The sequence below is a fragment of the Flavobacterium olei genome (genome assembly GCF_039749035.1).
Classification (GTDB): Bacteria; Bacteroidota; Bacteroidia; order Flavobacteriales; family Flavobacteriaceae; genus Flavobacterium; species Flavobacterium olei.
In genome coordinates this window covers 64,802-84,606 of the sequence record NZ_JBDKWC010000003.1, presented here as the reverse complement: position 1 = coordinate 84,606, position 19,805 = coordinate 64,802, and the positions used below count along the sequence as shown (strand labels likewise).

The window sequence follows — 19,805 nt, the reverse complement described above, 5'->3', positions numbered from 1 at the left end:
GTTTGTTTTGTAAATTTAAAAATCAATCTAAAAAACACGAGAAAATATGGGATCTGGATATCTAATAATTGCTGGGGCTATAATGTTGTTCAGCTGGCTGGTAAGTTCTCAGCTGAAGAGTAAATTTGAGTTATACTCGAAATTACAATTAAGAAACGGAATGAGCGGACGCGAAATTGCAGAAAAAATGCTTTCCGATAACGGAATTACAGATGTTCGCGTAATCTCGACTCCGGGTCAGTTAACAGATCATTATAATCCTTCAGACAAAACAGTAAATTTAAGTGAAGCAGTTTATAATCACAGAAATGCAGCCGCTGCCGCAGTTGCAGCGCACGAATGCGGGCACGCTGTGCAGCATGCAATTGGATACGAATGGCTTACGATGCGCTCTAAACTGGTTCCGATCGTCAGTGTGGCTTCCAATTATGTACAATGGATTTTAATTGCCGGAATTCTGATGATTAAAGTTTTTCCACAGTTATTATTGGTCGGAATTGTCATTTTTGCAGCGACCACTTTGTTTTCTATTATTACACTTCCGGTAGAATATGATGCAAGTAACCGTGCTTTGGCGTGGTTAGAAAATAAACACATGCTAACGCCAGAAGAACAAGCCGGAGCAAAAGATGCGTTAAAATGGGCAGCCAGAACATATGTAGTAGCTGCAATTGGTTCAATAGCAACGTTGTTGTACTATATTTCGATTTATTCGGGAAGTAGGAGAAATTAATTAGTTAATTGAGATAATTGGTCAATTAGTAATTAAATAATTTACAGCAAACCCGACAGTTTTTTTTAAACTTGTCGGGTTTTGTTTTTTATTTCAGACTGAGCGAAGTCGAAGTCTTTATTTTAGAAACGAGGGTTTAGACCTCGCTCAGCCTGACAGTGGTTAGAGTAGATTTTTAATTATTTAAATTATCAAATTGACACATTATCTAATTACTAAAGCTGAATCTGCCTGTCTATCTGCTGATCCAGAGAAATAAAGGTCTCTGTTCTTGAAACTCCTTCAATAGCCTGTATTTTTGTATTTAACAGCTGCATTAAATGTTCGTTATCGCGGCAAATGATTTTGATTAGAACAGACCAGTTTCCTGTTGTATAATGACATTCCAGAACTTCCGGAATTTTTTTTAAATCTTTTACGGCTTCAGAATTTCGGGAAGCTTTGTCTAAATAAACTCCAACAAAAGCCATAGTGTTGTATCCTAAAACCTTTGGATTTACGGTAAATTTAGATCCGGAAATCACACCAGATTGTTCCAGTTTTTTTAATCTCTGGTGAATTGCGGCGCCTGAAATTCCGATTTTATTGGCGATTTGCAGAATTGGTTTTCTGGCATCTTCCATTAAGTAACGCAGAATTTCTTTGTCGATTCCGTCAATTTCTATTAAGAGGGAGTTTATTTTCATAACTTATAATTTGAAACTATTTTTGTGATTTGGGTTCAGAATAGAAATCAAATGTAGTTAAAAGGCAATGGAAATAAAATTTCAATAGGAAAAATTTCAAATTCCAATTTTTTTAAATTGTATAAATTTAACCGCAAGTAATGCAGGTTCTTTAGATATCAATTATTTTATTGTGCATAATAAGTGCGCAAAGCCTTGTACTGATAAAGCTTTGAGAACATTTTATTTGTGCAAAATTTCAGAAAAGCTCTGACGAATTTGCTATTAAAATAAAAAAGAAAATCCCAAATTCCAGTTGATTAAACTGAAACTTGGGATTTAAATATTGTAATTTCTTAGGTTTATTTTCCTTTGTTTGCTTCGGCAACATATTTTTCAAGCGCCATTGTCATTGAAGGAGTTTCAGGAGTCGGAGCAAGAATATCAATTCTTAAACCATGGTCCAGAGCTTCTTTTTGAGTAGTGCTTCCGAATACGGCAATTCTCGTATCATTTTGTTTAAAATCAGGAAAGTTTTTAAACAATGACTTAATTCCAGTTGGGCTAAAGAAAGCTAAGACATCATAATAAACATCTGCCAAATCGGATAAGTCGCTCATTACAGTTTTGTAAAAAATAGCTTGTGCCCAATCTACTTTTAAACCGTTTAAAGTTACAGGAGCATCTGCGTTTAACTGATCAGATGCAGGAAGTAAAAATTTCTCGTCTTTGTACTTCTTAATTAACGGAGATAAATCTGCAAAATCTTTTGCACCAACGTAAATTTTACGTTTTCTGTACACAACATACTTCTGCAGGTAAAATGCAACAGCTTCAGATTGACAAAAATATTTCAATCCTTCTGGAACTTTGTAACGCATTTCATCAGCAACTCTAAAAAAATGATCTACAGCATTTCTACTTGTTAAAATGATCGCAGTGTAATGATTAAGATCGATTTTTTGTAATCTAATCTCTTTTGCGCTAACCCCTTCCACATGAATAAATGGTCTGAAATCAATTTTTATTTTGTGTTTTTGTTGGAGCTCAAAGTAAGGAGAATTCTCCACTTTAGGTTCAGGCTGTGACACCAAAATTGTTTTCACTTTCATATTATAAACATTTTCTAAGCACTCCCTTTTGTCATCCAGTAATAGAGAAAATAATAAGGCGCTATTTCAAGAGCGCAAAGATATAAAATAAAATAAAATAACTTGCTGATTATTACGTTTTGATATGTTTTAATTGAAATAAAGTAAGAGTATACGCTAATACACAGCGCAATACCTAAGATTACGAGCGGTATAATTTTCGGAATATTGCTGTAATAGAACAATATAGCGTTGATTGGAAGGATTAAAACGCCAATATAAGTTCGATAAGTTACTTTTTGTGAGTTAAAAAGCTCTACAAACTCATCAATATTGAATGAAGCAGCCACAATTTTCTCTATTAAATATTTACCTAAAATGAAATAAAGAAGGAAAGTTGCGATCTGAATAAACAATACCCAGTCGGTTTTTTTAACCGTATCATCAAAGATATTCATCGACAAAAGAATGAAGAAAGCAAACGATACAACTTGTACAAAAAACAACCCTACCGTAAAGCTGCTTTTCATGTGATTGTTGTCCCGGTAAATCTTAGCATATTTGTCAGAAAAAATAAGTCTGCTAAATTCGCTGAATCTATTTTCATAAGCAGATTTTGTCATGGCAACAACGGCAAAAGTCAACACAAATAAGAGTGTCGCCCAGTCTTTGTTTTCAATAATTCGAGGGTGAAGTTGTTCAATCATAGCGATACAAAATTAGTAATTTTTTGGCGCAATACTTTTATTATATATTTATTATGATTCAAATGCCATAAAAAGTTTACTTTTGCGGTGAAATTACCGAGAAAAAATGAATGATAGTATTGTCATAATTCCCACTTATAACGAAATTGAGAACATAGAAAGTATAGTAAGAGCTGTTCTTTCACAACACAAATCTTTTCACCTTTTAATTATTGATGATAATTCTCCGGATCATACCGCTGCAAAAGTAATAGCGCTGCAGGAAGAATTTGCCGGAAGACTTTTTATAGAACAAAGAGCTAAAAAATCCGGTTTGGGAACGGCTTATGTTCACGGTTTTAAATGGGCACTGGCACGTAATTATGATTTCATTTTTGAAATGGATGCTGATTTTTCCCATAACCCAAATGATTTAGAAAAATTGTACGACGCCTGTCATTTCGGTGGCGCAGATCTTGCCATTGGTTCCCGTTATGTAACCGGCGTAAATGTTGTAAACTGGCCTTTAAGCAGAGTTTTAATGTCGTACTTCGCATCAGTATATGTGAAATTTATTACCGGAATGAAAATTCATGATGCAACAGCCGGTTTTGTATGTTACAAAAGAGAAGTTTTAGAAAAAATCAATTTAAATAAAATAAAATTTGTTGGCTACGCGTTTCAAATCGAGATGAAGTACAGAACTTATTGTGCCAAATTTCAAATTACCGAAGTGCCAATTATTTTTACAGACAGAACAAAGGGAGTTTCTAAAATGAGCAATGCGATTATAAAAGAAGCTATACTGGGAGTAATTTCATTACGATTAAGAAAATTAGTCAATTCATTATAAATCAACCACGATGAAAAGGATTTTAATAAAAAATGCCAAAATTGTAAACGAAGGGACAATTTTTGAAGGTGATGTTTTAATCGAAAATGATCTGATTGTTGAAATTGCAGACAGTATTTCATTAAAATCATCAGATTGTATTGTGATCGATGCCGAAGGAAACTACCTAATGCCTGGCGCGATTGACGATCAGGTGCATTTTAGAGAACCTGGATTAACACACAAAGGAGATATCGAATCGGAATCCCGTGCAGCTGTAGCAGGCGGAATTACTTCTTTTATAGAACAGCCTAATACAGTGCCAAATGCGGTTACGCAGGAAATATTAGAAGATAAATACCAGATTGCCTCTCAGAAATCGTATGCGAATTATTCTTTTATGATGGGAGCAACCAACGATAACCTGGACGAAGTTTTAAAAACTAATCCGAAAAATGTGGCCGGAATTAAAATTTTCTTAGGCTCTTCTACCGGAAATATGCTGGTAGATAATGAAGCGGTTTTAGAAAGGATTTTTTCAAGTACGCCCATGTTAATTGCTGTTCATTGCGAAGATGAAGAAACGATAAAAAATAATCTTGCTGCCTTTAAAGAGCAATACGGTGAAGATGTTCCGGTAACGGCTCATAATTTAATACGAAGTGCAGAGGCTTGTTATATTTCTTCTTCTAAAGCAGTTGCTTTGGCAAAAAGAACAGGGGCAAGACTGCATATTTTTCATCTTTCGACGGCAAAAGAAATGGAATTGTTGACCAACAAAATTCCGTTAGAAGATAAAAAGATTACAGCTGAGGTTTGTGTGCATCATCTTTGGTTTACCGATGAAGATTATAAAACAAAAGGAAATTTCATAAAATGGAATCCTGCCGTTAAAACTGCCGAAGACCGTGCAGAACTTTGGAAAGCTTTAAATGATGGTCGAATCGATGTAATTGCAACCGATCACGCTCCTCATACAAAGGAAGAAAAACAGCAATCCTATTTAAACGCTCCTTCCGGAGGTCCGCTTGTGCAGCACGCTGTTGTGGCAATGTTTGAGGCGTATCATCAGGGTAAAATTAGTGTGGAGAAAATTGTAGAGAAAATGTGCCATAATCCGGCTAAGATTTTTAAAATCGAAAAACGAGGATTTATCAAAGAAGGCTATTACGCCGATTTAGTTATTGTAAATGCAAGTAAACCCTGGAGTGTAAATCAGGATAATATTTTAGCAAAATGTGGCTGGTCTCCGTTTGAAGGCTATACATTCAGGTCCAGAATTACCCATACTTTTGTAAACGGCGAATTGTTATATCAAAACTTCAAAGTAAAAGATTTAAAAGCAGGAAAACGATTATTGTTTGACAGATAAAAAACGGCTATGAAAAATTTTATAGTAATAATAGTGGTTTTGTTTCTCTCTGTAAGTTGTAAAAAAGAGCTGGTAAAAGAGCCTAAAAAACTTATTACGAGAGAAAAAATGATTGATATTATGTATGATTTGTCCCTTTTGGAGGCAATGAAATATCAAAAACCATTGTCGTTGGATTCTGTAGAGACTGATCCAACCAAATTTATTTTGAAAAAGTACAATGTTGACAGCCTTCAGTTTGCTCAAAACAATATGTATTATGCTTCCGATTATGAAAGCTATAAGGAAATGTTTGATGAAGTGAGTAAAAAAATCGCTGTAAACGAAAGAGCTGCAGATTCTCTGGCTAAAATAGACGAGAAGAAGGCGGCTAAAGCCAATAAAAATAAACCTCAGGTAAAAGCAGAATCACGTGATTCGGTAAGAAGGACTATTCCGAAAATTAATATTGATTCTATTAGAATGGCCCAGAGAAAACACAGAAAAGATTTATAGTAAAGAGCTGTCTTTAATGTAATCATGAATATCAGTAAAAACCGTTCCCAGAGCGGTTTTTATTTTTTCATTACTATACAGATTGTTGGAGTAGGACGCTTTTGCAGTTGCTTTTGTAATGCTTCTTTTTTTGAAAAACAGCAGGAAATCGGCAATCCACAATAAATTCATAAACAAAGGTTTGGCATGAATATGTGGTCTTTTTACTTTTAAAATGTCTGCGACAGTATTTAAAAGATCCCTGAAAACTATATTGTCTGCTATAATCGTGAAGCGTTCGTTTTTAATGTCACTCTTCATTAATTCAGAAGTTATTTTTACAACGTCGTCAATAGAGACAAATCCGGTGCTTCCAAGTGTGTAAAATGAAAGTCCGTTAGAGACTTTTCTATAGATTTCGCTGCTTCCTTCATCAAAAATGGTCATCATTTGCGGCGGTCCTAAAATTACTCCGGGATTTACAATAATCACATCTAAACCTTCCTGAAGTCCGCGCCAGACTTCCATTTCTGCTCCGTATTTAGAAATGGCGTAATCACTGTGCGGTTTTTCGGGATTCCAGTCAGTTTCTTCTGTAATATAAGTTTCGTGTGGGGCAATATCGCCTAAAGCTGCAATGGAACTTACAAAACAAAATTTTTCAATTCCTTTGGCAATCGAAAAATTAACCATATTTGCTGTTCCTTCGATATTGGTTTTTCTAAGTTTTTCCTCGTCTTTTGGATCAAAAGAAATTAAAGCAGCAGAATGATAAACCTGTGTAATGCCTATAAAAGCATTTTCAAGAGAAGGAACGTCCAGAATATCGGCTTCCAGCCAATCGATTTTCTCAAACAAATCTGTTTTTTTATAAAAATCAAAAACCGATTTTGTTTTTTCGATCCTTTTTTGATTTCTGTAAAGAGCCCGTACATTTTCTCCATTTTCAATTAAATGAAGTAATAAATGTGCGCCCACTAAACCAGTTCCTCCAGTAACTAATATCATGCTGTAAAGATAAGTTTTTGTGCGGAAGGTGCAAAGATGCAGAGGGACAAAGTTGCATAGGTTTTTGTTTTTGCCACGAAGACACAAAGACGCGAAGTTTTTGAACTTGCAAGCTGCAAGGTTTTGTTTTTGCCACTAATTACACAAATTGCTCCAATTTTCCTTTTAATAAAATGAAATTACAATTCGAGAAATTTGTATAATTCGTGGCGAATATTTGTGTCTTAATGTCTTTGTGGCGGAACATTTTTGAGATTGCAATTCACAATCCTTATATTTGCGCAAAATATTTTAAAAAAATGAAGAATCTAGTTGAAGAATTAAAATGGCGCGGGTTATATCATGATAGTATGCCTGGAACGGAAGAGCAATTACTAAAAGAAGTAACAACGGCTTATATTGGTTTTGATCCAACGGCAGATTCATTGCATATCGGAAGTATGGTTCAGATTATTTTGCTGGTTCATCTGAAAAATTTCGGACACAGACCAGTTGCTTTGGTTGGTGGGGCAACAGGAATGATTGGAGATCCTTCCGGAAAATCGGATGAAAGAAATCTATTGAATGAAGAGACTTTGGCAAAAAACGTTGCCGGAATTAAAAGTGTTTTGTCCCGTTTCTTAGATTTTAATTCAACTGATCAAAATGCACCGGTTATGGTGAATAACTACGATTGGATGAAAGAATTCTCTTTTATTGATTTTGCACGTGAAGTTGGAAAACGAATCACGGTAAATTATATGATGGCCAAAGACTCTGTAAAAAAGAGATTAAACGGAGAAATTGGCGAGGGAATGTCTTTTACAGAGTTTACATACCAATTAATTCAGGGTTACGATTTTTATCACTTATATAAAAACAACAACTGTATCTTACAAATGGGCGGTTCTGACCAGTGGGGAAATATTACTACCGGAACAGAATTAGTACGCAGAATGGGTGGTGAAAATGCGAAAGCGTATGCATTAACAACACCTTTGATCACTAAAGCAGACGGATCTAAATTTGGAAAATCGGAAGGTGGGAATGTTTGGTTAGATGCTGATAAAACTTCTGTTTACAAATTCTACCAATTTTGGGTAAACGCAACCGATGCAGATGCTGAAAAATATATTAAAATCTTTACTTTCTTAGATAAAGAAACTATTGAAACCCTGATTGAAGAGCACAAAGCAGCGCCGCATTTAAGAATTCTACAAAAGAAATTAGCGGAAGAAATTACTGTTTTTGTTCACAATAGAGAAGAATTAGAAAAAGCAATTCAGGCTTCGAATATTTTGTTTGGAAATTCGACTGCGGAAGATTTGAAAAAATTGGATGAAGCTACTTTCTTAGAAGTTTTTGACGGAGTTCCACAAGCTGAAATCGCAAAAGCAGATTTAGAAAACGGATTGGATATCATTGCTGTTTTAAACGAAAAAACAGGTTTTTTTAAATCTAACGGAGAGGCGAGAAGAGCTTTAACAGCAAATTCTATTTCTGTAAACAGAGAAAAAATCAAAGAAGATTTTGTTTTAACTGCGAATGATTTGATTAATAATCAGTTTGTATTATTACAAAGCGGTAAGAAGAATTATTTTGTGATTCGTGCTGTTTAACGGTTAATCGAATTTATCAATTTGAATAAATGAAAGTCCCAATAGCTAATGTTTATTGGGACTTTTTATTTTTATCATTTTAGTAATAAAAATGTAAAAGTTTTTTTACTAAGTTTATTCCTTCAAACTAACTAAACAACTATGCTGGGAATTTTATTTATTTATTGGATTTGGAAATCGTTTACCAATTTGGCTATTGAATACGATAAGAACAAATGGACTTATTTTTTCATCGGAATTGTGGGTTACTACGGAAGTACTATCATTGCGGGATTTATTACGGGTCTTGTGTCTGTTTTTATTAATGGAATTGACACAACTGAGGAAGATTTTATCAACCCGGGATGGAACATTTTATTTGTTCTTTGTGGAGGTTTAGGCTGTTATGGAATGTATAAACTACTCGAATATCGAGGAGAAAAAGAAAAAGCACGTACTGAAAAAGATAGTATAGAAAATATCGGTTTAACAGAGGAAGTTTAGTTTTTATTGTTTGATCCGTTAATTGCTTTTTACGGTTAAACGATTAAACTAATTTAAAGCACCATCAAATTACAACCACGAATATCAGAATTATCAAAACGTCCCAATACTTCAAAAGAGTTGTTGGGATTTTTTTTGCCTAGATCCTGTGTGGCAATAAAGGAGCATGAGTTAATGTTGGCTAAATCGATCACGTTGATTCCGCCTGTTTTTCCGTCATTCACGTAAGTGAGAGCATCTTCGGGATCGCGAATTAAAATGTTCATCCACGACGGACATTCAAAAACGCCTTCGCCTAAAGAATAAGCCTGCGCTAAAAGTTCGGTCATTCCATATTCGGAATGAATGGCAGAAACGCCAAAACCTTTGCATAAAATTTCGTGCAATTCTTCACGAATCATTTCTTTGCGTTTTCCTTTCATTCCTCCAGTTTCCATAATAATGGTGTTTTGGAGATTGAATTGATGTTTTTCGATTAAATCTAATAAAGCGTAAGTAACTCCAATCAAGATAACATTTTGCCCTCTTTCTTCTAATTCTAAAAGCTTCTGGGTAAGTTCTCCATGATTGTGTAAATAAAACCCACTTTCAGGCTGATTAGAAAGTTGTATTAAATCTTCAACCATATAAATTAATGACGAACCGTCACGCTCCAAATAAGACGGCAAAAGGGCTAAAACAACGTAATCTTCTATGTTACCGTAAAATTGCGAAAATCCTTTGCGGTAACTTTCTTCATAAAGCGTAACATCTGTGACCAAATGTCTACTGGTAATCATTCCGGTGGTACCACTGCTGGTAAAAGTTACTTCTGCAGGATCTGAATTGGACACTACATCGTGACTTTTGAAAAACTGAATGGGCAAAAAAGGAATTTGCTTCAACGATTTTACCTGTTGTGGATTAACGTTTAGAAAATCACAGAAATCGCGATAAACCTTATTGTTTTCGTGTTGAAAACGGAACACTTTTAGTGCTATTTTTTCAAATTGTTTCTGACTCGAAATGGTAAATATATCCTGCGCTGTGATCAAAACTTTTTTTTTGCAAAGATATTACTTTTAATGTTTAGTGCTGAGTTTTTTAGTATTCAGAGACTATTTTTCAATTAGGTAAACTGTAAACTAAAAGGCTGAAAATTTAATACTAAAAAAACTCCTTATAAAAGGAGCTTTCTCTATGTTTTACCGAATAATGAGTTTGCGGGTTGCCGATGCGTTTTGTTCGCTTATTTTGATAATATAAACACCAGGAGGTAAATCTGAAACGTTCAGTTCTTTTGATGTTAAATGGGCCTGAAGTACCTTTTTTCCTAAGATATCAAAAACAATCACGTCTTTTTCTAAATCGTTTTTAGAAGAGATGTATACTTTTCCATTAGTAACCGGATTAGGGTACAAACTAAGCCCCTCAATAGAAGTAGATTCCTGAGTTCTTGGTAGTTGCTTGCTGTCCTGCGCAGAGACGCTTACAGTAAAGAAAAATGCCAATAAGAATGTAATATAAAAGTAGTTTTTTGCCATCGCATGTATTTGATTATTGTAAATATACAAAAAAAATTACAAAAATGAAGCCAAAAAAAAACATCTTGCATATTTAGGATGTTTTTAACAGTGTGTGTTGGAACTTGTTATATCAGAAATATATTTTAAATCAGTAACTATATTAAAATGAAAAAGCTGTCCGAAGTATTTCAGACAGCTTTTTCTATTTTATAAAAGTTTGAATTATTTAGTCCAGTTGGCCCATGTTGGTAAGTCCACACCAGCACCAGCACCAATTGCACCTGTAATAGTTCCTGATAATTTAGGACCAGCTAAATTAGTTACAGAAGCTCCAAAAGTATAGTTTGTGATAGTAAAGTTACCAGCAGCAATGTTTGCAGTTGCACCAGCATCAGCAGATAATTTAGCTAAATCTGTTGGCATACCGTCAGCAACAAATAAGTTTGTGTAAGCTTGTTTTCCACCACCTTCTTTGTAATTGATTGCTTTTTCGTCAGCTAAGAAAGGAGCATCACCTTTAATAATAGAGATGTTTGTAATTTTAGCATTAGTCATCGGAACAGCTGTACTTGGATCTTTTGCATTAGTAGATCCTTCAACACCAGCTTTAGTAACACCTTTAATGTAAACATTTGTAGCAGTACCTTGCCATCCGTCAGCGAAATCTAATGAATCATCGTAAGAGTTTACGATTACTAAGTTAGTAGCGTTTACCGCTCCTCCGAAGAATTCGATACCGTCATCACCACTTTCGTAAGTGTAGATATCAGAAACTACAGTTCCAGAACCTACTCCGAAGAAAGAAACTCCATTGTATTCTTTTTCAGCTGTATATTTAGAACCTGTGTAAGAAATTTTCAAGAAGTTAATATTTCCAGAAGAATCTGCATTATCATTACCTCCGTAGCTTAAACTACCTACTTCAGATGTACCATTATCTCCAGTGTTTACTTTTGCATTACCAGCGATGATTAATCCACCCCAGTCACTTTGAGCCGGAGTTGCTTTTCCAGATGTCATGATTACTGGTTTAGCAGCAGTACCATTAATGTTGATTTTAGCATTTCTTTCTACAGCGATATATAAAGATGTTGCAGCAGCAGTAGCAGAACTTTTGATTACTGTTCCAGCAGGAATAACTAAAGTTGCTCCACCTTTAACTATTAAACCTCCTGTTAAAGTATAAGTTTGTGTAGGATCTAAAGTTACTGTTCCATCTTGGATTTCTCCTTTCAAGTCGTCAACTTTTAAAACAAAAGAACTATTGTTAGTGTTTTTGTTGTTGTCATCAGAACTACAGCTTGTTAAAGCAAGTCCTAATATTGCAGCCATTGCAAATAAACTTTTTTTCATTTTTGTTGTGTTTTATTGTTTTATTTATTCAAGGCAAAGTAAATGAATGTATGTTTTTGCTGAGTTAAGACGGCATTAACAATATATTAAGTATAATATGCTAAATTAGTTTTTGCTTAATATAAAATTTACATTGCGGAGAATAAAAAAAAGGTGATTAGTATAAGCTAATCACCTTTATTTCTGTATTTAGGTTATATTTAAAAAGTGTAGTTTAAAGTAAGTCTTAAATCAGACCCTGCTTTATAAGAAGTAACTGTTATGTCACCAACAGATTCTTTTCCTGGCACTTTTCCTTGTTCTTGTACACGTTCAAAAGTTGGGTTTAAAATGTTGTTGTAAATAAGACCTAACTTTAGACTTTTAGTCAAACTTGTGTTTAAAATAAAGTCTAATTTATTTACAGCTTTGTCAACCATATTACCAACTCTGGAAGTTCCAATTACTGCTAATTTATCTGAAAAATACGAGTAAGATAATGTTGCTGTTATATCTTTAGTTTCTGTAAATTCATTCATAAATGAAAGATTTGCATTAGCTAAGAAATTCGAAGCGCCACTTAATTTACTATCTGTAAAAGTAAAGTTAGCTCCAAAATCATTTTCATTATTTACTTTTTCATTACTCAAATCCTGATTTGTATACAAGTAAGATCCGTTAGCATCAAAAGATAGTTTTGTTTTTAAATTATCATTTTTTTCAATTTCAAAAATGTCTTTTCTATATTCTAGTTCAACTCCTGCAACTGTTGCTTTATCACCAGTATTTGCATAAGAAATATCATTTGAAGAAGAATTCAGGAACATTTCGTTAATTGGATTTTGGATAATTTTTCCGAAAGCAGTTACAGAGATTAGCTCTCCGCCTTTAGGGAAATATTCCCATCCTAAATCGAAGTTGTAATTTGTCGAAGCGTATAAATTTGGATTTCCTTCATATGCTTGTGCAACATCTTCGTAAATAATTGGCACTTTTTCTTTAAACTGTGGAAGTGTATACGTCTTACTGGCAGAGAATTTTAAATTTTGCTTCTCTGTTAATGTATATTTCGATATTAAACTAGGTAGAATGTTAAACTTTGAATCGTCAGAATTACCACCTTGTGGAACTGTAGTTGTGATATAAAACACATTTTGATTCAATTGTTCTAATCTTGCCCCTAATATTACACTTAATCTTTCAGTTAAAGAATATTGCACATTTAAGAATGCAGCATTAATATCTAAATTTCCATTATAAATCTGATTGATTCTGTTTGAGTATGATGAACCCCAATGTGCAGGATCTAAGTAGTTGTCTACATTGTGAATTTCTTCTTTAGGAAAAGAAATCGTAGTTCTGTTAGGGAAGAATGAATATTGTTCCATATTATAATCTACGTCCTTGAATTTTCCCGAATACCCCACAGTTACTTTTCCTTTGTAAGTGTCATCGCTTTTTTTGCTGAAGTTATATGATAATGCAATATTAGCAGCGATTTCATTTTCCTTTAAGTCCTGAAAAAATCGGTGATTGTTGATGTTTGAGTTTGTAAAAAACGTGTAATCAATTCCGTTTGGAGCATGAACAAAAGAGTTTTGCATACGATCCGGAATTGCACTGTTAGACAGGCTATATCCAACTCCCCAGTTTAAATTCCACTGGTCATTAAATTTATTTTTACCCGTTAATTGATTTACAATTAATTGAGTTCTTTCGAAAGTACCACGTTTGATGAAACCTGTAATTTGTTGAAGTGCATCTCCACCACCATCAAAATTCTGGTTTGTTCCTTCATATTCGCTATAATCCTGATCACTTGAATTTAAGAATAAAGAAGTGAAAAATATCGAGTTTTTATTATTGATTTTGTAATCAGCCGTACCCATAACTGTTGTTGTAGTGCTGTGTTTGTAAGCTGTTCTGTAAAAATCAGAAAATATGTCTCCGTCAGAAGTAATTCCTCCTCTGCTGTATCCTTCTGTAAATTTATTTTTTGCACTAAATGATCCAGTAATAAAAGTCGCAATAGAACTTTCGTCATTTAAGTTAAATTTCTTTCCTGCAGATAATGTGTAGAATGCATTTAACACATTTTTATTATCCTGTCTGTCCCAACTTGTTGCATAACTATAAGGCAGTAAAGGCGCGTTAGGAACACCTACTTTTTTAAAACCAGTATATGTTGGTCCGTCTTGCAGGTAAAAGTGATCTTGTCCTAATACGTTTGTATTAGCACCTGTTCCGATAGAAAAACTAACAAAAGGTTTTCCAGTAAATTTTTTTGAACTGATATCAATGTTTGCACCTCCAAAATCGGCATAGTTTTGAGATTCAAAAGTTTTACTTACTCCAATGTTATCCACAATATTTGTTGTGAAGATCTCTAATAAGATATTTTTATTGGCCGGGTTATTAGAAGGTAAAGGAAGGCCGTTTAATGTAGTTACGTTGTATCTGTCACCAAGACCTCTTACAAATACATTTCCAGAATCATCCTGTTTAGAAACTCCACTAACCTTAGCAACTGCGTTAGCTACGTCGTTAACTCCTTTTCTTGCTATTTCTTCTGCACCAATTGCAGCTTTAAAAGACACAGCATTTTTCTGTTCCAAAAGCAAAGCAGATTCCTTTTGTTTGCTTCCTGTTGATGCCTGAACCACTACATCTTTAAGAGTATAACTTCCCGAAGAAAGTGCCTGATTGATCACCACAGTTTCGGCTGCCTTTACAGCGACTGGAGTTTCAATCGATTCATATCCTAAAAAACTAAAAATTAAAGTGTAATTTCCAGGATTTACGCTCAACGAATATTTTCCGTCTACGTCTGTATTTACGCTAATATTTGTACCTTTAATTAAAACATTAGCAAACGGTAAAACTTCATTGTTCATTTCCTTGTCGGTTAGAACTCCAGAAATCGTACCTTTGTTTTGCGCGATCGAAACCGTACAGATAAATAATGCAATTAATAGAAATTTTAAATTGAATTTCATTTCAGTGTTGTGTTTAATTTATTTTGGTGCAAAGAAAGAACCGCGCTGTAAAGTCGATGTTACGTACTTGTTATGTTTTTGTGTTGTTAAGATTATCAAATTGTTACGAGATTAAATTACGGTTAACACCATTTTTTAAAGGTTCTTTTGTTAGTATATTTACCCTGTGAAATAAGAAATACCGAATGTTTAATGAAAAAGTTTCGGTATAAAAATCTCAATTTTTGCTATTTATGAAAAAAACACAAACTAAGATTTTATTAGTTGACGACGAACCAGATATCTTAGAAATCGTTGGCTATAACCTTGCTCAGGAAGGCTATCAGATTGTTACAGCTTCTAATGGAAAAGATGCTATAGCAAAAGCACAAAAAGAGCTTCCAGAATTAATTATCATGGACGTGATGATGGCAGAAATGGACGGAATGGAGGCTTGCGAGCATATTAGAAAAATTCCGGAATTAAATAATGTTATCATAACATTCCTTACAGCAAGAAGCGAAGATTACTCGCAAGTAGCTGGTTTTGATGCAGGTGCTGATGACTATATTACAAAACCCATCAAACCAAAATTATTGGTATCTAAAGTAAAGGCGCTGTTAAGAAGATTAAAAGAACAAGAAGTTGTTACAGATACTTTAAATGTTGGCGGAATCGAGATTAACCGTGAGGAATACAAAATCATAAAAGGCAATGTAGAAATTGCTTTACCAAGAAAAGAATTTGAATTATTTTATTTACTGGCTTCTAAACCAGGAAAAGTTTTTAAAAGAGACGAAATCCTGGATAAAGTTTGGGGAAATGAAGTGGTAGTTGGAGGACGAACAATAGATGTGCACATTAGAAAACTGCGCGAGAAAATCGGTGAGGACCTTTTTAAAACTATTAAAGGTGTAGGCTATAAATTTGAAGTTTAGTCTTTAAGTTGCTGATCCCGAAACCTTGGGAACTGATTTACTAAGCAGCTAAGGTTAATAACCTCAATTTAGAAAAGTTTAAAATACATTCAAATAATTTTATAATATTCAATACATTTAAACCATATAAGAAACTGAAGACCATAAATCTTCATTTTCTTATATGGTTTTTGAGTTATTCGAGTATTCATTACAAAACTTAATTTTCTTAATATCTTAATAGTTCCATTTTTCAATGAAGATTAATTTTAAAAAAACATACAAATTTGCTATTAAATCGGCATTATATATAAGTCTGTTTTCGACAGGATTTGTGCTTATGCTGATGTCTTTATTCTACAAAGAACAGCAGCTGAAACACCAAATAGCATTTGGAATAATTTTCATTATCAGCATTTATATATTTTCTTTCCTCGTACTGCAATATCGTGTAGAGCGTTTTATTTACAGACGTGTTAAAAAAATCTATGATGAGGTTTCGTTATTAGAATCGACAACACTTATCAATCAGCCGATAAATACAGATATGGAAACGCTTTCGCGTGAAGTGAAAAAGTTTGCCACAGATAAAAAGCTGGAAATCGAAATGCTGGAAATACGTGAGCAGTATCGCAGAGAATTTTTAGGAAACGTTTCGCACGAATTAAAAACGCCTTTATTTACCGTTCAGGGATATGTTTCAACTTTGCTTGATGGTGCAATGGACGATAAAAATATCAGAAAAAAATATTTAAAACGTGCCGAAAAAGGAGTAGAGCGTCTTATTTATATCGTCGAAGATCTCGATATGATTACCAAATTAGAATCGGGTGATTTAGATCTAAATATGACTGATTTTGATATTGTCGAACTCATTCAGAATGTTTTTGAATTGTTGGAAATGAAAGCCGACAAAAAGAAAATCAAATTGGCTTTTGAGAGTAAAAACATTCAGTCTGTAATTATCCGTGGAGATAAAGACAGAATTCAGCAGGTTTTGGAAAACCTGATTGTCAATTCTATAAAATATGGAAAAGAAGGTGGTTTGACAGAAGTTGGCGTGGTAAACCTTACGAAGAAAAAAGTCTTAATCAGAATTAGTGATAATGGAGAAGGAGTTGAAAAACAAAACATTCCAAGACTTTTTGAACGTTTTTACAGAGTTGACAAAAGCGGAACAAGATCTGAAGGTGGTTCGGGATTAGGATTGGCGATCGTAAAGCATATTATAGAAGCGCATAAAGAGAAAGTATATGTTGAAAGTGAGTTCGGAATTGGTTCGGAGTTCTCTTTTACGCTTGAAAAAGCCAACAAATACTCAAAAGCTGATATTAAGAAAATGTAAGCTGACTTACGCTGGAAGCCCTAAAACAAAGGGTTTTAACAATAAAGAAACACACGGATTTAGTCCGTAACATTAAATTTTTATTATAGTAACATCTGGTTAATGATTTCTTAACATAGGTGAGTCATCTTTGCATCCTGAAATTAAGGGAATTACAAAAGAGATGATAAAAAAAATAATTGTTGCAGTTTTATTAGTGATCACTTGCGGTGCAAAAGCCCAGGAATTAAATAAACAGGATGTAAAAAACGAAGTAATGCGTCTTTTAGATTCCATTAATAAGTCAAAACTTCCGGATACAAAATCTGGTGTGAGTGGAGAGGAACACTGGTACGACAGAATCTCATTGAGAGGTTATGCGCAAATTCGATACAATGGTTTGTTTTCTACCAATGACAAAGTTTCCTGCGATCAATGTGATAAATCCTGGGGAACAACTTCTACAGCTCCTGATGCAAAAGCAAATAACGGACTTTTTATTCGCCGTGCCCGTTTAGTATTTTCCGGACAGGTCCATCCCAATGTTTTCTTTTATTTTCAACCCGATTTTGCCAGTTCGCCAAGTACAGGAATTCAGAACTTTGTGCAGATTCGCGACCTTTATTTTGATCTTTCTTTCGACAAGAAAAGAGAATATCGCCTTCGTGTCGGACAAAGTAAAATACCGTATGGTTTTGAAAATATGCAGTCCAGTTCTCAGCGTTTGGCTTTAGATCGTAACGATGCAATGAACAGTGCAATATTAAACGAACGTGACTTGGGACTTTTCTTCTATTGGGCTCCGGCAGAGATTAGAGAGCGTTTCGCAATGTTGGTAAAAGACGGTTTCAAAGGTTCAGGAGATTTTGGAGTTTTTGCCTTTGGAGTTTACAACGGACAGATTGCTAATAAGTTAGACGGAAACAGAGATCTTAATGTCGTGGCAAGAGTAACATATCCTTTTGTAATTGGAAATCAGATTATAGAACCGGGAATTCAGGCTTATACAGGAAAGTGGGCTTTTACAGGAGAAATTTCACCTGGAGTTACAGTAAATGATCCGCAGTATGTAAAAGATCAACGTGTTGGAGCGACTTTCGTTTTATATCCAAAACCATTCGGAATCCAGACAGAATACAACATCGGAACCGGGCCCCGATATAATACTCTTACCAATACGGTAGACGAAACAGATTTAAATGGCGGATATGTTTTATTAAACTATAAACTGGATATTAAAAAGCAGCACATTTATCCTTTTGCTAAATTTCAATATTACGACGGAGGTAAAAAATACGAAAAAGACGCCAGAAGTTATGTTGTTCGTGATTACGAATTAGGTATAGAATGGCAGCCTTTTAAAGCATTTGAGCTTACTGCAGAATATGTAATTGCCGACAGAAGGTTTGAAGACAGTGCCCTGCCAATAAACAGACAACAGGGAAACTTACTAAGATTGCAAGCCCAGTTTAATTTCTAGTACAATGTTACGCAGATAAAATCGATTACTGTCGCCAAAACGTTGATATCGCTAATTTTGAATACATCAAAAAAACAGGAACTACCTCTGGCTTAGCTGGAGGTTTTTTTATTTAGGAATTGCTTGCTAATAATCAAAAAATCATTTTTAATCCGTGTTCCAATTTTTTATTGCGTAGCAGAATCTTCAAAAACAGTAAAAAGAGAATCCCAGTTAATCTCATTTTTAAATTGGGATAAACCTTTAAAAGATTTTACTTTATCTAAGTTATTAATGGTAAAATCATCCTGCAAAGCATACGGAACCAGATTTTCTTCCTGAAGTTTTATTGCTAAATATTCCTGTTCATATTGGCCTGGTGTGGGAATAAAAAAAGCTTTTTTTCCCAGTTTTGCCAAATCCATTACGGTAGTGTAGCCCGAACGGCAAAGAACAAATTCACTTTCGTTAAAAGTTTGTTCAAGCTGTTTCGAATTCATAAAGTTATAATACGTTACATTTCCATTCTCCCGTTTGGTCTGTGTTTTTTCTACAACTCCCTGTACAAATACTACTTTTCCGGGATAATTTGCGGTTTCTTTTTGCAATTTTTCATCTAAAAAAGTACGCTGAGGTTCAGGTCCCGACAATATAATCATCAGATCGTAAACCTTTGGAGTTTCTTTTTTCTTCATTCGGCTTAACGGGCCAATGTATTTTAAATTGAGTTGGCTGTTTTTAAGATGACCTAAATCTCCGGTAAGATTAACTTCGTCATTTGTATCGGGAACCCAGCATTCTGTATATTTTTTAATAAAATATTGATGACATTTACTCGTAAACCAGGTAGTATTTCCTGTCATCACATTCAATTGATGTGTCATAAAAACAGAAGGTATTTTTTTGCTGAAAACGCCCAGTCGGTTATCAGAAATTATACCATCAATGCCGTGTTTTTTAATCCAGCGATTAATCATTTTTTTCTCGTCCAAAATAGCGGTAATCATTTTTGGGAGATTTTTGATGAGTTTCCATTTAAAGTTTTTACCATTCTTTGCATATTCAATTTGATAAGAAGGCAATTCTAAAGTTTGTATATAAGGAAACTCTTTTCGCAACAAAGCCAGTGCAACACCGTCAGACGCAATAATCGGAATATAATTATTCTCCTGAAGCGCTTTAATAATCGGAATACATCTGGTAGCATGGCCAAGTCCCCAATTTAATGGAGCTACTAAAATAGTTTTATTCGCAGAATAATCAATGCTCATTTTTAACACGTTTTAAAAACGAAGATAGAGAAATATACTTTTTATGATATTTCGGACATATTACTAAATTATTAACTTCT

General features: G+C 34.1%; 18 protein-coding genes. 9 read left to right on the top strand and 9 right to left on the bottom strand.

The window, feature by feature from the left end:
- Positions 1-46: 46 nt before the first annotated feature.
- Positions 47-733, top strand: a complete 687-nt coding sequence (locus ABEB31_RS08105) for a zinc metallopeptidase (RefSeq protein ID WP_347050871.1) — start codon at positions 47-49, stop codon at positions 731-733.
- Between the two features lie 215 nt (positions 734-948).
- Here ABEB31_RS08105 and ABEB31_RS08100 read toward each other — a convergent pair whose 3' ends face one another.
- The 3 genes from ABEB31_RS08100 to ABEB31_RS08090 form a co-directional block, all read right to left on the bottom strand.
- Positions 949-1,419 (bottom strand): Lrp/AsnC family transcriptional regulator, encoded by a 471-nt coding sequence (locus tag ABEB31_RS08100; protein ID WP_095954949.1) that lies wholly within the window; start codon positions 1,417-1,419, stop codon positions 949-951.
- A 341-nt stretch (positions 1,420-1,760) separates the two neighbouring features.
- Positions 1,761-2,510 carry a uroporphyrinogen-III synthase gene (locus ABEB31_RS08095; RefSeq protein ID WP_347050869.1) on the bottom strand — a complete coding sequence of 250 codons (750 nt, stop codon included), beginning with the start codon at positions 2,508-2,510 and terminating at the stop codon, positions 1,761-1,763.
- A 14-nt stretch (positions 2,511-2,524) separates the two neighbouring features.
- On the bottom strand, positions 2,525-3,196 hold the full coding sequence (locus ABEB31_RS08090; RefSeq protein WP_347050868.1) for a DUF4271 domain-containing protein: 672 nt from the start codon (positions 3,194-3,196) through the stop codon (positions 2,525-2,527).
- A 106-nt stretch (positions 3,197-3,302) separates the two neighbouring features.
- Between ABEB31_RS08090 and ABEB31_RS08085 the strand changes: the two genes are divergently transcribed.
- The 3 genes from ABEB31_RS08085 to ABEB31_RS08075 are packed head-to-tail and all read left to right on the top strand — an operon-like array spanning position 3,303 to position 5,874.
- Positions 3,303-4,028, top strand: coding sequence for a polyprenol monophosphomannose synthase (locus ABEB31_RS08085; RefSeq protein ID WP_347050866.1), 726 nt, complete (start codon positions 3,303-3,305; stop codon positions 4,026-4,028).
- A 10-nt stretch (positions 4,029-4,038) separates the two neighbouring features.
- A complete protein-coding gene (locus ABEB31_RS08080) occupies positions 4,039-5,379 on the top strand; it encodes a dihydroorotase (protein WP_347050865.1) in 1,341 nt (446 codons plus the stop codon).
- A gap of 9 nt (positions 5,380-5,388) precedes the next feature.
- A complete protein-coding gene (locus ABEB31_RS08075; protein WP_347050863.1) occupies positions 5,389-5,874 on the top strand; it encodes a DUF4296 domain-containing protein in 486 nt (161 codons plus the stop codon).
- Here ABEB31_RS08075 and ABEB31_RS08070 read toward each other — a convergent pair.
- A complete protein-coding gene (locus ABEB31_RS08070; protein ID WP_347050861.1) occupies positions 5,869-6,861 on the bottom strand; it encodes an NAD-dependent epimerase/dehydratase family protein in 993 nt (330 codons plus the stop codon). The two genes, ABEB31_RS08075 and ABEB31_RS08070, sit on opposite strands and share 6 nt — an antisense overlap.
- Positions 6,862-7,160: 299 nt before the next feature.
- On the opposite strand from ABEB31_RS08070, the gene tyrS reads away from it, so the two are divergent.
- Both tyrS and ABEB31_RS08060 read left to right on the top strand, forming a co-directional pair.
- Positions 7,161-8,459: a tyrosine--tRNA ligase gene (tyrS, locus tag ABEB31_RS08065; RefSeq protein ID WP_347050860.1), complete on the top strand. Its 1,299-nt coding sequence runs from the start codon at positions 7,161-7,163 to the stop codon at positions 8,457-8,459.
- 141 nt (positions 8,460-8,600) lie between these two features.
- Positions 8,601-8,942 carry a hypothetical protein gene (locus ABEB31_RS08060; protein ID WP_347050858.1) on the top strand — a complete coding sequence of 114 codons (342 nt, stop codon included), beginning with the start codon at positions 8,601-8,603 and terminating at the stop codon, positions 8,940-8,942.
- Positions 8,943-8,995: 53 nt separating this feature from the next.
- Here ABEB31_RS08060 and ABEB31_RS08055 read toward each other — a convergent pair whose 3' ends face one another.
- From ABEB31_RS08055 to ABEB31_RS08040, 4 genes are all read right to left on the bottom strand, one after another.
- Positions 8,996-9,976, bottom strand: coding sequence for a LuxE/PaaK family acyltransferase (locus tag ABEB31_RS08055; protein WP_347050856.1), 981 nt, complete (start codon positions 9,974-9,976; stop codon positions 8,996-8,998).
- A gap of 150 nt (positions 9,977-10,126) precedes the next feature.
- Entirely contained in the window at positions 10,127-10,465 is a 339-nt protein-coding gene (locus tag ABEB31_RS08050) for a T9SS type A sorting domain-containing protein (protein WP_347050855.1), read from the bottom strand.
- Between the two features lie 204 nt (positions 10,466-10,669).
- Positions 10,670-11,800 (bottom strand): hypothetical protein, encoded by a 1,131-nt coding sequence (locus tag ABEB31_RS08045; protein ID WP_347050854.1) that lies wholly within the window; start codon positions 11,798-11,800, stop codon positions 10,670-10,672.
- 200 nt (positions 11,801-12,000) lie between these two features.
- Entirely contained in the window at positions 12,001-14,775 is a 2,775-nt protein-coding gene (locus ABEB31_RS08040) for a TonB-dependent receptor (RefSeq protein ID WP_347050853.1), read from the bottom strand.
- Positions 14,776-15,008: 233 nt separating this feature from the next.
- Here ABEB31_RS08040 and ABEB31_RS08035 point away from each other — a divergent pair, with 233 nt between their 5' ends.
- The 3 genes from ABEB31_RS08035 to ABEB31_RS08025 all read left to right on the top strand — a co-directional run bounded on the left by ABEB31_RS08035 (position 15,009) and on the right by ABEB31_RS08025 (position 18,475).
- Positions 15,009-15,692 carry a response regulator transcription factor gene (locus ABEB31_RS08035; protein WP_008465097.1) on the top strand — a complete coding sequence of 228 codons (684 nt, stop codon included), beginning with the start codon at positions 15,009-15,011 and terminating at the stop codon, positions 15,690-15,692.
- Positions 15,693-15,927: 235 nt separating this feature from the next.
- Positions 15,928-17,016, top strand: coding sequence for a sensor histidine kinase (locus tag ABEB31_RS08030; protein WP_347050850.1), 1,089 nt, complete (start codon positions 15,928-15,930; stop codon positions 17,014-17,016).
- 163 nt (positions 17,017-17,179) lie between these two features.
- A complete protein-coding gene (locus tag ABEB31_RS08025; RefSeq protein ID WP_347050848.1) occupies positions 17,180-18,475 on the top strand; it encodes a porin in 1,296 nt (431 codons plus the stop codon).
- A 167-nt stretch (positions 18,476-18,642) separates the two neighbouring features.
- Here the strand turns inward: ABEB31_RS08025 and ABEB31_RS08020 are convergent, their stop codons facing one another.
- Entirely contained in the window at positions 18,643-19,725 is a 1,083-nt protein-coding gene (locus ABEB31_RS08020; protein ID WP_347050846.1) for a glycosyltransferase, read from the bottom strand.
- Positions 19,726-19,805 lie beyond the last annotated feature (80 nt).